Raw genomic sequence first — 14,371 nt, 5'->3', positions numbered from 1 at the left:
AGCGTTGCAAATCTGCAGCGATCCGGCGGATCGTCGCGGTTTACACGCGCCGTCAGGCCGACGGAAACGCTCCATTAACCATTCAAGTGCCAATGTCACCTCACGTTCTCGACACCGACCCTCAAGGATCGCCCATGTTCTCGCGCCCTTCTTTGATCGCGCGCGGCCCTGCCGCATGTATGGCCGCACTCACGCTGGTGGCATTCGCCGCCATCCCTGCCCCAGCGCTGGCCGACAGCCGCGACAAGGCCTTCTTCGAACAGGTCGCCGGCCAGTGGAAAGGTCCGGGCGAAATCGTCGCGGGCAAGTACAAGGGCACGAAGTTTACCTGCGACCTCACCGGCGAACCGACCGACGACACCGGCATCAAGCTCGACGGCTTCTGCCGCGTCGGCGTCTTCAAGCAGCCGATGTCGGCCGTCATCAGCCAGAAGGGCAACAGCTATTCCGGCAAGTTCCTCGATGGCGCCGAAGGCAAGGGCCTCGACATCGTCTCGGGCAATGTCGCCAAGGACAAGATCGTCGTCGGCATCAACCGCAAGAAGCTGAACGGCGCGATGATCGCCCGCATGTCGGATCCCTCGCTCCTCAACATCACGATTTCGGTGAAGGTCGAGGAAACCATGGTCCCCGTCATCGGCGTCGCGCTCACGCGCCAGACCGATCAGATGGCCGTCGGCTCGATCCGCTAAAGCATTTCCAGGCGAAGCGTCTCTGCTTCGCCGTCGGACAATGCGATCATAGCAAAGAGATTCTATCGGGCAGGCATATCTGAGCGCCCTGCCCGATTCATGTCACGTCAAACGGTCGCCGTCCGATCACGCCACCAGTCTTCGCGCCCGTCAACCATCTCGATACCCGCCGCATCGGCCGTTTCAGCCCAAGCGGCAACGCTCCGTCCTGCAACGATATGGTCGGGCAGGATCTCGGCCAGCGGCAGCAGCACGAAGCCCCGCTCCGTCATGCGCGGATGCGGCAGCGTCAGCGCCGCCGTTTCCATCGTGATCCTGTCATAGGTCAGCACGTCGAGATCGATCGTACGCGGCCCCCAGCGCTCCAGCCGCTGCCGCTTCATGGCTTTTTCCACGTCGAGACACGCTTCGAGAAGAGCCACCGGTTCCAGCGTCGTTTGCACCACCGCGCAGGCATTGAAGAACCAGTCCTGATCCGTTTTGCCCCAGGGCGGCGTACGGTAGAGGCTGGAAACGGCCAGGACCGTCACGTCAGGATGCGCATCGAGCCGCACCAGCGCTTCCGCGATGGCAGCGGCCGCATCGCCGATATTCCCGCCGAGCCCGATCGCCGCCTGGTGCCATACGGCGTCATCGATCCTGCTCATGGCTTGGCGACATGCTCGACGGTCACCGCGACGTAATCCAGCACGCCCGGCACCGGTGCGTTCGGCTTGCGGATGGAAATCTTCGCCCGATGGATCTGCGGCCAGCGCGCGCACAGCATCTCGGCGATCTCCAGCGCCAGCGCCTCGATGAGATAGCGACGGCGGCCGGTGATGATCTTCTCGATCTCGGCAAAGGCGATGCCGTAATGCACCGTATCCTCGATCCGGTCTTCCCGCAGCGCCGATCCCTGCTCGACCACCAGTTCCGCATCCACGAAGAATCGCTGCCCGAGAAACTCCTCCTCGTCATGAACGCCGTGCCGCGCGAAGAAGGCGCAATTCTTGAGCGTGATCGTATAGGTCGGCGTCATATCGGGATCTCCTGCCGATAGTCGCAGCCGCGGCGCGTCGCCGGTGCCGCTGAAAACGTTTAAATGCGTCAGGGTCGTGCCGCCAGTATAGCATCCGCGACCATCAGGGCGTCCCTGTTGAAAGCGACATCGTGGACGCGAAATATCGCGCCGCCGGCCAGCCGCGCCGCCACCGTGGTCGCCGCCGTCGCAACGTCCCGCTCGGCCGCTTCCCGACCGGTAGCCGCACCGAGGAACCGCTTGCGGGAGGTGCCGATCAACAGTCTGTGTCCAAGGCCATGCAACTCACCCAGCCGCGCCATCAGCGCCCAGCTTTCGGAAGCCTCCTTGGCAAAGCCGAAACCCGGATCGAGCACGATGGCATCCGCGGCAATCCCGGCATCCGCCGCGATCTCCAGGGACCGGGCGAAGAACAGCCTCTGATCCGCGATCACATCCTCAGCCTTCACGCGCCCGCGCCCGGTATGCATGATGCAGACACCGGCGCGCGCCTGCGCCACGATGGCGGCGATGTCCGGCTCCCGCTGGAGGCCGTGCACATCGTTGACGATATGCGCACCGGCGGCCAGCGCCAGCCGCGCCGTTTCTGCGCGGTAGGTGTCGATCGAAATCAGGGCATCCGTCTCGCGCGCGATCCGCTCGATGACGGGGAGAACACGATCCTGCTCCTGCGCTGCGGAAACCGCCTCGGCGCCCGGGCGCGTCGATTCGCCGCCGATGTCGAGAATACCTGCGCCATGTGCCAGACAGGCCTGCGCATGCGCGAGCGCCGCGTCGACATCGAGAAAGCTGCCGCCATCCGAGAAGGAATCAGGCGTCACATTGACGATCGCCATGAGCACGCCGCGCGGGCCGAGCGTCAGGCTGCGGCCGTGCGCCAGCGACCATTCGAGGGCGGCAAAGGGATCGGCGGCATCGAGGGAATCAACCATGACGGATCTCGGCGAAACGGCCGACCTTGTGGGGTTGCAGCGCTAACCTTGTTTCAAGGCGCCGGGCATTTTCAGTTGCGCTTGCCCAGCCTATGCCCCAAGCTTTGGGCGACATCAACCGTCGAGACAGCTTATCCATGACCACGGCCCGCAAATTCCTTCTCGTCCCGCTGGCGGCCCTCCTCATGATCACCGAGCCGCTGACGGCCGGGGCGGAAACGGTGATGAACAAGACGATCACCTATTTCTCCGTCGGCGGCCGTACCGCGGCGGAACTCGACGCGGCGCTCTCGTCGCAGGGCCCGCAGATGCGCGAAACCGGCGCGCGCCATCCCGGCGCCACCCGCATCAAGTTCGGGGGAACGGTGAGCTATGTCCGTCGCGGACGCCTCTGCTCCGTCGGCAGCGCCCGCGTGACGCTCAATACCAAGCTCATCCTGCCGCGCTGGAAGAACCGCAACACCGCCGGCCGCGATCTCGGCCTCGTCTGGGACACGCTGTCGAGCGACATCAAGCGCCACGAGGAGCGCCACGCCGAGATCGCCCGCAACCATGCGCGCGACATGGAAAAGACCTTCCTCTCCCTGCCGCCGGCGGTGGATTGCGAGCGGATGCAGGCCCGCGTCGCCCGCGCCAGCGAAGACGCGATTGCCGCGCACGACAAGGACCAGGCTGCCTTCGACCGTCGCGAGGCCGCCAATTTCGACCTGCGCATGGTGCGCCTGCTCCAGTACCGTCTGGAGCGCATGGCAAAGCCGACCGAGTCCCAGACGCGCTGAAACACGTGCCGTCACCCGCAACAACTCATTGATGATTTCTAGCGATAGTGGCCGGCGCCAAGTTCGGCTATAGTCTAAACATCGGAAGCCAAGAAGAAACGAAGCTTCCAAAGCCGATGCCACCGGGATGTGCATCGAGGCCGTCGTGTTTCCGGCTTGAAGACCCTGACGATATTTGCAAGGACCTGTCCGGAACCGGATCGCGTGGCGACCGGATACGCTTGCCCCTGCCCTGTTGTTCTCCTGGCGTGTCCTGTTGCCGCAGATGATCCCTCCCTCATCCTGCGTGCGATGCGCCCTCCTGGCCCCGCTTGTCCCTGCGACAGGCGGGGCTTTTTTTGGGCGACAATGCCGTCAGTCGATCAGGCCTGAAAATCAGGCCTGGCGTTCCGGCACATGAACGACGAGGCCGTCCAGCGCGTCGCTCATCTTGATCTGACAGCTCAGCCGCGAGGTCGGACGGACGTCGTAGGCGAAGTCCAGCATGTCCTCTTCCATCGCCTCCGGCGCGCCGACGGCGGCCGTCCACGCGTCGTCGATATAGACATGACAGGTGGCACAGGCACAGGCGCCGCCGCATTCCGCCTCGATGCCGGGCACGGAATTGCGAACCGCATTTTCCATGACGGTCGATCCGGTCTGGACCTCCAGCTCGTGGCGGGTGCCGTCGAAGGCAATGATGCTGAGTTTTGTCATGATGGCGCGGTCTCGGATGCTCGATGCGCGGGACCGCCAATGCCAACGGGCACGACGCCCGCAAAAAGGGGGTGCCCGTTTTTCTCACACTGTTTCAGGCGAGCCGTCAAGAAAACAGGTCGATTTGCCTGCTTTCCGAAGGATGCCGCCGCGATCCAGCGTCGCGGACGGGCGTGTGTCGCTGGCCGCTAGCGGCAGAGCTTCAGAATGAAGATCTCGGTATCGAGAACGGCGGACGAGAGCGCGGCGAGGATTTCGGAATCCTCCGGCCGCTCTTCGACGGACGCGGCGACATGGGCGACCGTGAAAGCGCCGACGGCCAGTGCCGCACCCTTCAGTCGATGCGCGGCGGCCTTGCGGACCTGTGCATCTTCGACCAGCAGTTCCTTGACGATCTGACGCGACTGTCGCGCGAAGATTTGCAGCACTTCGATCTCCAGCACCTTGTCGCCCATCGTCTGGTTGGCGAGGTGGACGAGGTCGATGGGGCGTCCGCGGGAGTGAAGATGGCCAAGTACCGTTTCGGGACTGTCGAAGGCGATGTTGAGGGCGGCCATGCACGTTTTCCTTATTCTGTTTTCCAACGCTGCCGGCTCGTTGCGGGACATCCCGCGGGCTCGGAATCCGGGTGGCGATGCGGGATGCGATGGTCGCGGTCGCCTTGAGCCTGAAGCCCTGCGCACCCGGCCCGTCGCCGCACTGCCGTCTCCTGTGGATTTCACAGCAGCGGGGCTGCTATCAGATGAAAACCGGGCGCAATCAGGGCGGCTTTTGTCAAGTATGGTTAACGAACGAAAACATCCGGCATTGCAGGGTCTTCACGCCTTCCCGGGGCTGAATTCCGTTAAGAACTTGTTAGCATTTTAACGAATGCCCCGGGGCGTTAATTGTAAGACTACCCCGGATGTGTCACTACGATACGTTACAGGATATCGGTTCCCGCAAAGGGCCCGGCATCCCTCCGGGAGGCCCTTCCCATGGCTGTGCGACCATGGGAAAAAGCATCACCGGTCGCGGTATGAAATTGGTGCGGTCATTGTATTGCGTGCATCCAATGCGCAGGAACTGTCCTCACCCCCGATCCGGCATTGTCGGCAGCCATGACAGCTGCGCGATGTCGAGACGGAAAGTTCGGTAACGAGGCGTATCTGCATGGCGACGAACAAGAGCAACGAGTCGATCGACGACAAGGCCTTCCAAGCGCTCGAAGACGCTTTGAGGATCGATTTCGACGAACTGAAGTCCGCGCTCAACGAGACACCGCCGGAAGCCGGCCGCACGGCGCCGAAGCCGCAGGCCGCGGCAACCGCCGCGACGTCCCCCTCCCGTGCAGCCCCGTCCCGTGCAGCAGGAAGCGCGAAGCCTGCCCAGCCGGCTACCGCCCCGAAGCCGGCAGCCCAGCCCCGCGCCGCCCAGCCTGTCGACGATCCCCTCGCCCAGCCGCGCAGCCTCGCGCCGGAACCGGTTCCGGCAGCCCCAGGCGCGAAATCGCCGACCTTCGCCCCCGCCAACGACGACAGCCGTCGCACGGCGCCGGCCATGCTCCGTTCGCTCGAAGCCCGTTCCGCCCGGACCGCAATGCGCGGCGCCGCCATCTTGTCGCTGATCTGGATCGTCGCCGGTTTCGGGATCGCCAACTTGCTCTACGGCCCGGAAATCTGGCAGATCCGTTCGCTGGCAGCGCTTGCCGCCCTGCCCGGCGCCATCGTCGCCGCCATCTTCATCGTCCTCCCGGTCATGCTCTTCTTCGCCTTCGGCGTGATGATGGCGCGCGCGCAGGAAATGCGGAATGCCGCCCGCTCTATGACCGAGGTCGCCCTGCGTCTGGCAGAACCGGAAACCACCGCGTCCGACCGCATCATGACGGTCGGCCAGGCCGTCCGCCGCGAAGTCTCGGCCATGAACGAAGGCATCGAGCGCACGATCGCCCGCGCGACCGAGCTGGAAACCCTCGTCCATTCCGAAGTCAACGCACTCGAGCGCAGCTATAGCGACAACGAACTCCGGGTCCGCACGCTCGTGCAGGAACTCGGTCTGGAGCGTGAAGCGATCGTCGGCCATGCCGAGCGCATCCGCTCCTCCATCACCGGCGTCCACGCCCAGCTGCGCGACGACCTGACCAATGCCAGCGAAGACCTGCAGACGCGGCTCGCGACCTCGGGCGAGGCTGCGGCCTCGCTGATCGAGACCCGCGCCGCCGCGCTGATGGAAAAGTCACAGGCCGCATCGCAGTCGATCAGCACGCTTCTCAGCACCCGCACCGATGCGCTCGTCAGCGGCCTCAACGCGGCCGGCGCCGACATCACCAGCGAGTTCGATACCCGCCTGGAAGCGCTGAACCACACGCTCATCAAGCGCGGACAGCAGCTTCTCGGACAGTTCGAGACGCGCGCCTCCACGCTCGACAGCAACACCGAGAAGCTGAATGCCGCGCTGAACGAGCGCGCCCGCCAGCTGAACGAGACGCTGATCGCCCGGACGCGCGACCTGAACGAGAGCCTCGTCGTCGGCCAGCAGGCCATCACCGGCGGCCTCGACGACATCCTCAACACGCTGAACGGCGCGCTGGACGAAAAGGGGGCAAGCTTCCGCCAGAACCTGAAGACCGCGGCCGACGACGCCATTATGGATCTCGACCTGCGCTCCGGCTTCTTCGAGGAGAAGCTGCAGGGCACGGTCGGCCAGCTGGCCACCGCCTTCGACGGCCGCTTCCAGGATTTTGCCACCGCCTTCGAACGCCGCGCCGGCCTGCTGGATGCGAAGATGGCCGATAGCCTCTCGCGCATCGACCAGTCCGTGGCCGGCGGCTCCGACACGCTCGGCCGCCTGCTGGACGACGGTCTCGAGAAATTCCAGGCCGCCATCGGCGATCAGTCGCTGTCCATCGCCACCACCCTTGGCGCCTCGCAGGCCATGATCGAGGAAAGCATCTCCGCCCGCACCGGAGAGATGGACAGCGTGATCGGTCAGGCGCATGAGCGCATCGACACCGTTCTCGCCGCCCGTTCCGGCTCGCTGATGAGCGCCCTCACCGCCGCGCAGGACCGCATCGAGTCCGATTTCGCAGAGCGCGCCGACAGCATCGAGACCGCGCTCGGCACCACCCAGGCACGCCTTGCCGAAACGCTCGACACCCGCACCGGCGCCCTCATGGAGGGGCTCGGCGCCTCCGAAACCCGCATCGGCGCTTTGCTCACCGAACGCACCGGCGTCGTCACATCCGCTCTGGAAACGACGGAGCGGCGCCTGTCGGACGCTTTCGACAGCCGCAGCGAGCGCCTTCTCGGCGCCCTCGACACGGCCCGGGGCAATATCGAGCAGGCTTTCGCCACCCGCAGCGACGATGTCGCCACCGCCATCGGCAGCGCCGAGCAGCGGCTGCAGGAAACGCTCGACAGCCGTGCCCGCGGCCTGTTGCAGGGTCTCGATGCCGCACAGGATCGCATTGAGGGTTCGCTGACCGCGCGCGCCGACGATCTGGCGAGCACCATCGCAACCAGCCATCAGCGTCTCGACGACACGCTCTCCGACCGCACGCTGGAACTCTCCGTCATGCTCGCCGCGAGCACCGAAGCGCTCGACGGCGCCCTGGAAGGCAATGCCGAACGGATCGATGGCATCATGGCGGCCCGTGCAGCGACGATCACCGAGACGCTGTCCAACAATGCGACGCGCATCGAAACCCTGATGAGCGACCGCGCCGGCGCGCTGGACGCCACCCTGTCGAATGCTGCCCGCACCATCGAAGGCGCCTTCACCGGCACGGCCGAGCGCATCGACGACATCATCAGCGAACGCACCATGACGCTTTCGGGCGTGCTCGCCAGCTCCACCGCGGCGCTCGAAGGCACCGCCGAGCAGATCGACAGCATGCTGACCGAGCGCACGCTCGAACTCTCGGGCGTCCTCGCCGGCACGACAGCTGGCATGGAAAGCCTGTTCGAAGGCACGACGGAACAGATCGATACGCTGCTCACCCGCGGCACGGCGACCCTGTCGGAGACGTTGTCGGGCGCAACGCGCACCATCGATACCACCTTCGCCGGTACGGCCGAACGCATCGATGAGGTCATGGCGGAGCGCACCACACGCCTCGCCGGCGTCCTCGCAGGCTCCACGGCCGCGATCGAAGGCACGAGCGAGCAGATCGACCAGATCCTGTCGCGCGGCACGAGCGCCCTCAACAGCACCCTTGCCGACGCCACGCGCAATCTCGACAACACCTTCTCGGGCACAGCCGAGCGTATCGACGAGATCCTCACCGAACGCACCATGACGCTCTCCGGCGTCCTCGCCTCCTCGACCGCCGGCATCGAAAGCGCCGTCGAAGGCACAGCCGAGCAGATCGATCTCGTCCTCACACGCGGCACCAACAACCTCACCGGCGCCCTGTCGGAGGCGACCCGCACGCTCGACACCACCTTCTCGGGCACCGCCGAGCGCATCGACGAGATCCTCACCGAGCGCACCATGACGCTCTCCGGCGTCCTCGCCTCCTCGACCGCCGGCATCGAGAGCGCCATCGAAGGCACAGCCGAGCAGATCGATCTCGTCCTCACACGCGGCACCAACAACCTCACCGGCGCCCTCTCGGAAGCAACCCGCACGCTCGACAATACTTTCTCGGGCACGGCCGAGCGCATCGACGAGATTCTCACCGAGCGCACCATGACGCTCTCCGGCGTCCTCGCCTCCTCGACCGCCGGCATCGAGAGTGCCGTCGAAGGCACAGCCGAACAGATCGACCTCGTCCTCACACGCGGTACCAACAACCTCACCGGCGCACTCTCGGGCGCCACCCGCACGCTCGAAACCACCTTCTCGGGCACGGCCGAGCGCATCGATGAGATCATGGTCGAGCGCACCATGACGCTTTCGGGCGTCCTCGCCTCGTCCACTGCCGGCATCGAAAGCGCCGTCGACGGCGCGGCGGAGCAGATCGATCGGGTGCTCTCCTCGAACACCGACACGCTCGCCGGCAAGCTTGCCGAAGCCACGCGGACGCTTGACCGGACCTTCGACGGGACTGCCGAACGCATCGAAGACATTATGGTCGAGCGCACAATGTCGCTTTCGGGCGTGCTGGCCTCCTCCACCGCCGGCATCGAAAGCGCCGTCGAAGGCACCGCCGAACAGATCGACCGCGTCCTCACCCGCGGCACCACCACGCTGACCGGCGCCCTGTCGGACGCGACCCGTGCGCTGGACGGCACCTTCTCTGGCACCGCCGAGCGCATCGACGAGATCATGATCGAGCGCACCATGTCGCTCTCGGGCGTTCTCGCCTCCTCGACCGCCGGTATCGAAAGCGCTCTCGAAGGCACCTCCGAGCAGATCGACCAGGTCTTCGCGCAGCGCACGTCCGCCCTGTCGCAGACTCTCGACCAGGCAACCCGCACGCTCGACACGACCCTTTCCGGTTCCACGCGGGCGATCGATGAGGTCCTGTCGGAGCGGACCATGTCCCTCTCCGGCGTCCTTGCATCGTCCACGGCCGGCATCGAAAGCGTCATCGAGGGCACCGCGGAACAGCTCGACACGCTGCTGGCCCGCGGCACCTCCGGCCTGTCGGCGACGCTGGCCGGCGCGACCTCCATGCTGGACGGCACGCTTGCCGGCTCTGCCGAGCGCATCGATGCGGTCCTTGCCGCCCGCGCCCGGGAACTCGCCGCCACCACCTCCGCCATCGAAAGCGCCGTCGAAGGCAATGCCGACGACATCAATGCGGTTCTCGTCCGCGGGGCCTCGAACATCAAGAGCACGCTGTCGGAAGCGACGCGCCAGCTCGACAAAGCGGTCTCTAGCACGGCCGGCCACATGGACGAGATGCTCGCCACCCGCACATCGGCTCTGTCCGACGTTCTCACCGGTTCGACCGCGGCGATCGAAAACGCCATCGACGGCACCACCGAGCGCCTGGATTTCCTTCTCGCCACCAGCGCGTCCAGCCTCGGCGACATGCTCAACGATGCAACCGGCTCCATCGAGCAGCGCGCAGCCACCCTCTCCGGCTCGCTCTCCAGCGCCACGGACCGCATCGAGCGCGCGCTCGACGGCACCACCGTCCGCCTGGGCAGCATGATCGACGATCACGCCCGTGCGCTCGACGAAACGCTCACCGGCCAGACCGCAGCCCTCGACAACCGTCTTGCCGAACGCACGGACGACCTGTCGCGCATTCTCGTCGGCCGCGCGTCCGAAATGGGCGACACGCTTGCCACACGCGTTGAGGATATAGCAGACCAGCTCTCCTTCCGCGCAAGCGCCATCGCCGAGACGATGACTGACCGCATCGGTGAGATCGACCGCGACCTCACGGCCCGCACCGCCGGCATCGCAGAGGACATGACCGGCCGCGTCAATGCCATCGCCGGCACCATGACCGGTGCCAGCGGCGAGATCGCCGGCGCACTCTCCGCCCACGCGGCCGAACTGGCCGCCGCCATCGACACCCGCGCCGGCGCCATCGAACAGACCCTGTCGGCCCGCGCTGCCAGCCTCGACCAGACGATGTCCACGACGGAAGACCGTCTGCGCGTCGTGCTCGACACCCGCATCGACGCCCTGAATACGGCGGTCGCCGATGGGTCCACCCAGCTCTCCGATATGCTGAACGATCAGGCGGCCACCATCGCCACCACGATCGCCGCCAGCGCCGGCATGCTGGAAATGACGCTCGAAGAGCGCCAGGAAGCACTCGCCCGCACGATCGACCAGAGCGCGGAAGCGCTCGACAATCGCCTGCGCGACAGCACCGCCCGCGTGGCCGTGCGCCTCGGCGATACCACGGCCGAACTGACCCGTGCGGCCGATGGCCTCACCGAGCGCATGGACACCTCGATCTCCGGCATCAACACCCGCTTCGACGAAACCGGGACCCGCATCGAGGCGAGCCTTGGCCATCTCGAAACCCGCATCCGCGACAGCGTCGGCAATGTCGATACGCTGGTGAATGACGCCGGCAACCGCATCGCGGGCACCCTATCCGAGCGCGTCTCGGAACTCGACCATGCCAGCCGCACCGCCGCCGAGCGTATCTCCGGCAGCCTTGCCGGCCGCACCGAGGAAATCGCCCGCATCAGCAGCGAAGCCGCCACCCGCATCGCCGAGACGCTCGCCTCGCGCACCGGCGAACTGGACCGAATCAGCAGCGAAGCGGCAAGCCGGATCGAAACGACCATCGAGCGCGGCACGGGCCGCATCGAGGAGCGGCTCGGAACCATGGATCGCGCTCTCAATGTCGGCCTCGACAATGTCAGCCGCACGATCGAAGGCAAGGCGGCCCATCTCGTCGGCAGCTTGCGCAGCGCCGTTTCCGACACCACGCAGGATATCGACGCCGAAGCCGTTCGGTCCTCGGAGACGCTGGCCAAGGTCGGTGGCGACTTCGCAGAAGCAATGGCCGCGCGCCAGGCCGACTTCCAGAACGCCATCGAACGCACCGCGGCCACGGCTGCCATGCGCAGCGCGGAACTCGCCCGCAGCGTCGGCGACGCCGCGGACGCAACGCTTATCCGCGCCTCCGAGACCCAAACCCGAATTGCCGAGCAGGGCAATGCGCTGCAGCGTAACCTCTCCGACGTCGAAAAGGCGCTGGAAGCGCGCGGCGAGGCCATCCGCACCACGCTCGACGAGCGCACCCGCGATCTCAACTCCATGCTGTCCGGCCGCACCAGCGAACTGTCGCGCCTCATCGACGAGCAGGCCCGCCCGGTCGTGGAAACCTACGTCGCCGCCGGCCGCGATGCCGCAGATCGCCTGACCGCCGCCGCCCGCGACGGTGCCGAGCGCCTGCGCGCCGAAAACGACGCCCTCGTCACCGCTTTGTCCGCCCGCACCGGCGAACAGCTTGGTGCCATCTCGCAGCGCGCCGAGGAAACCGCCCGTGCGATCCAGATGGTCGAGAACCGGCTGCAATCGACGGCGGAAGCGCTGATCGAACGCCTCTCCACGAGCAACGCCGCCATTGCCGGCGTGGTCGAGGAAGCCACAAGCACCTTCGGCGCCATGGACGAGCGTCTGAACGCCACCGGCGACCGCTTTTCGGAAACCGCCGAGCGGACCTCCGACATGCTGTCCGCTTCCACCCGCCTTCTCGAAGGCAAGGCCGACCGACTGGTCGCGATCTCGTCCAGCACGCTTTCGCAGGTCGGCAGCCTCGTCGGGCGCTTCGAGGATCACTCGCGCATGCTTGGCCAGGCCTCAGATCTTCTGGCAGCCGCACAGTCCAACCTCGCCGGCACGCTCGAAGAGCGGCAGGAAGCCCTGCGCACGCTCTCCGTCGGCCTCGTCAGCCGCTCGGAAGACATCGAGCGCACCATGCGGGCGCTGGAAGGCTTCGTGGAAGGCTCGTTCCAGCGCGCCGAGGATCGATCCAACCAGATCGCCGGCAACCTGCGCAGCGGCATTCAGGCCTCCTTCAGCGATGTCGGCCGCATCCTCACCGATGCGGAAGAGCGCACGCAGACGGCGGCAAACGCCATGCGCGACGCGCTGGCCCATGCCGGCCAGGACGCCGAACAGTCGGTCGATCAGCTTCTGGCCCGCACGGAAGAGCGCTCCGGCCAGGTCGCAGGGACCCTGCGCGACGGCGTCCAGCGCGCCATCTCCGATGTCGATCGCACGCTTGGCGAAGCAGAAACCCGCACCCGCACCGCCGGCGAAGCGATGCGTGACGCCATCGCCGCGGCAACCGATACGGCAGGCGCTTCCGTCGATCGCACCTTTGCCCGTGCGGAAGAGCGCGCCGGTGAGGTTGCTGCCCGCCTGCGCGGCAGTGTCGGCGCCTCACTCTCCGAGATCGACGGCCTGCTCGACGAGACGGGCAAGCGGTCCGACGCGGTGTCCGACAAGATGCGCGAGCAGATCCGCCAGTCCGTCGATGAAGCGATCGCCCGCTTTGCCGGCGCCACCGACGAGATCCGCCGCTCCGGCGAGGAGATCCGTCGCGAACTCGACATGACCCGCGCCGAACTGAAGCGCGGTGCCTTCGACCTGCCGGAAGAAGCCAAGGAAAACGCGGCCGTCATGCGCCGCGCCGTGTCCGAGCAGATCAAGGCCCTGCAGGAACTGTCCGACATCGTCGGCCGCTCCTCCAGCCAGCTCGAAATCGGCGAGCCGACACCGCATCGCGGCCGCATGGCAACGCAGGCCGCTCAGCCGGCCTATGCCCCGGCCCAGCCCTCTTACGCACCGGCTCCGGCAGCCGTCGCCGCCGCACCCGCAGGCAATCCGTACCAGCAACCATACCCGACTGCCCCCACCACGCTGCTCGGCGCCCGCGCAGCGGAAGCGGCACCGGCCCGGACGGTCGTAACGACCGAAGTCTCGCCCATGCCGCAACGCCATCCGGCGCCGGTCTCGGCAGCCCCGGCACAGCCACGTCCAGCGCCGGCAGCGGCCCGGGCACCGCAGGAGACGGCTGCGCAACCCGCACCGTCACAGGCGGCTCCGGCCCAGACGGCTTCGGTGCAGGCGGCCCGTCCTCAGCCGACACAGCCCCAGTCCGTCCAGCCCCAGCCGACGCAGGCACCTGCTCAGGCCGCCGCACGTCCTCAGCCGGAAGCTCCGCCGACCGCCGCACCTTCGGCTCAGCCGCAAAGAGCCGCGCGGCCGCCGCAGGAGCCCGTCGCTCAGCAGCGGCCCGCAGCCGCCGCCGAGACCCCGCTGCGCGGCAGCGTCGGCATTGCCGATCGCTCGCCGCTCCGCCCGGCCTCGGGCGCAGAGGACGACATGCGCGAAGGCGGTTCCGGCTGGATGCGCGATCTCCTGCGCGGTGCCTCCCGCGAGGAGGAGCCGCAGCAGATCGCGCCCGCCCGTCTGCGGCCGGAGACGGCACCTGCCTCCGCAGCTCAGGCCTCCCCGACACAGGCCCCGCGCAGCACCGACAGCCGTAACCCGCGCCACGTCATGGAATCGCTGAACTCGCTCTCGGTCGATATCGCCCGTGCGATCGATCATGATGCTTCGGTCGATCTCTGGCGCCGCTACCAGCGCGGGGAGCGCGACGTGTTCACGCGCCGCCTCTACACGCTGAAGGGCCAGCAGACCTTCGACGAGATCCAGCGGAAATACGACCGCGAAGCGGAATTCCGCACCGCTGTCGATCGCTACATCGCCGATTTCGAACAGCTGCTGGCGGATGTCGCCCGCACCGACCGAGACCGGGTGATCACCCAGACATACCTGACCTCGGACACGGGCAAGGTCTACACCATGCTCGCCCACGCCGCCGGCCGCTTCAGCTAAAGCTCT

Annotated in this window: 8 protein-coding genes; 3 read left to right on the top strand and 5 right to left on the bottom strand. The window is 66.7% G+C overall.

The window, feature by feature from the left end; translation table 11 throughout:
- Window positions 1–134 precede the first annotated feature (134 nt).
- Window positions 135–692, top strand: coding sequence for a hypothetical protein (locus G8E10_RS16970; RefSeq protein ID WP_167130028.1), 558 nt, complete (start codon window positions 135–137; stop codon window positions 690–692).
- Between the two features lie 107 nt (window positions 693–799).
- Here G8E10_RS16970 and folK read toward each other — a convergent pair whose 3' ends face one another.
- The 3 genes from folK to folP all read right to left on the bottom strand — a co-directional run bounded on the left by folK (window position 800) and on the right by folP (window position 2,642).
- The gene (gene folK / locus G8E10_RS16965; RefSeq protein WP_167130027.1) at window positions 800–1,339 is read right to left on the bottom strand and encodes a 2-amino-4-hydroxy-6-hydroxymethyldihydropteridine diphosphokinase; all 540 of its coding nucleotides are present in this window, start codon (window positions 1,337–1,339) and stop codon (window positions 800–802) included.
- Window positions 1,336–1,710 (bottom strand): dihydroneopterin aldolase, encoded by a 375-nt coding sequence (gene folB, locus G8E10_RS16960; RefSeq protein WP_092983924.1) that lies wholly within the window; start codon window positions 1,708–1,710, stop codon window positions 1,336–1,338. Before folB ends, folK begins: the two co-directional genes overlap by 4 nt.
- A gap of 68 nt (window positions 1,711–1,778) precedes the next feature.
- On the bottom strand, window positions 1,779–2,642 hold the full coding sequence (gene folP, locus G8E10_RS16955; protein ID WP_167130026.1) for a dihydropteroate synthase: 864 nt from the start codon (window positions 2,640–2,642) through the stop codon (window positions 1,779–1,781).
- 137 nt (window positions 2,643–2,779) lie between these two features.
- Here folP and G8E10_RS16950 point away from each other — a divergent pair, with 137 nt between their 5' ends.
- Window positions 2,780–3,421, top strand: a complete 642-nt coding sequence (locus G8E10_RS16950) for a DUF922 domain-containing Zn-dependent protease (RefSeq protein WP_167130025.1) — start codon at window positions 2,780–2,782, stop codon at window positions 3,419–3,421.
- Window positions 3,422–3,796: 375 nt separating this feature from the next.
- On the opposite strand, the gene G8E10_RS16945 is transcribed toward G8E10_RS16950, so the two are convergent.
- Both G8E10_RS16945 and G8E10_RS16940 read right to left on the bottom strand, forming a co-directional pair.
- Window positions 3,797–4,117, bottom strand: coding sequence for a 2Fe-2S iron-sulfur cluster-binding protein (locus tag G8E10_RS16945; RefSeq protein ID WP_110798998.1), 321 nt, complete (start codon window positions 4,115–4,117; stop codon window positions 3,797–3,799).
- Window positions 4,118–4,305: 188 nt separating this feature from the next.
- Window positions 4,306–4,674 carry an Hpt domain-containing protein gene (locus G8E10_RS16940; protein ID WP_167130024.1) on the bottom strand — a complete coding sequence of 123 codons (369 nt, stop codon included), beginning with the start codon at window positions 4,672–4,674 and terminating at the stop codon, window positions 4,306–4,308.
- Between the two features lie 595 nt (window positions 4,675–5,269).
- On the opposite strand from G8E10_RS16940, the gene G8E10_RS16935 reads away from it, so the two are divergent.
- The gene (locus tag G8E10_RS16935) at window positions 5,270–14,365 is read left to right on the top strand and encodes an apolipoprotein A-IV repeat region-like domain-containing protein (RefSeq protein ID WP_167130023.1); all 9,096 of its coding nucleotides are present in this window, start codon (window positions 5,270–5,272) and stop codon (window positions 14,363–14,365) included.
- The last annotated feature ends 6 nt before the right edge of the window (window positions 14,366–14,371 follow it).

The organism is Ferranicluibacter rubi (assembly GCF_011603255.1).
Lineage (GTDB): Bacteria > Pseudomonadota > Alphaproteobacteria > Rhizobiales > Rhizobiaceae > Ferranicluibacter > Ferranicluibacter rubi.
This window is presented reverse-complemented; position numbering and strand designations above follow the sequence as displayed.

Excerpts from the sequence above, each read along its gene's own strand:
- folB (WP_092983924.1), bottom strand. The coding sequence starts at position 1,710 with ATGACGCCGACCTATACGATCACGCTCAAGAATTGCGCCTTCTTCGCG.
- G8E10_RS16940 (WP_167130024.1), bottom strand. The coding sequence starts at position 4,674 with ATGGCCGCCCTCAACATCGCCTTCGACAGTCCCGAAACGGTACTTGGC.
- G8E10_RS16935 (WP_167130023.1), top strand. The coding sequence starts at position 5,270 with ATGGCGACGAACAAGAGCAACGAGTCGATCGACGACAAGGCCTTCCAA.
- G8E10_RS16945 (WP_110798998.1), bottom strand. The coding sequence starts at position 4,117 with ATGACAAAACTCAGCATCATTGCCTTCGACGGCACCCGCCACGAGCTG.
- folP (WP_167130026.1), bottom strand. The coding sequence starts at position 2,642 with ATGGTTGATTCCCTCGATGCCGCCGATCCCTTTGCCGCCCTCGAATGG.
- G8E10_RS16950 (WP_167130025.1), top strand. The coding sequence starts at position 2,780 with ATGACCACGGCCCGCAAATTCCTTCTCGTCCCGCTGGCGGCCCTCCTC.
- G8E10_RS16970 (WP_167130028.1), top strand. The coding sequence starts at position 135 with ATGTTCTCGCGCCCTTCTTTGATCGCGCGCGGCCCTGCCGCATGTATG.
- folK (WP_167130027.1), bottom strand. The coding sequence starts at position 1,339 with ATGAGCAGGATCGATGACGCCGTATGGCACCAGGCGGCGATCGGGCTC.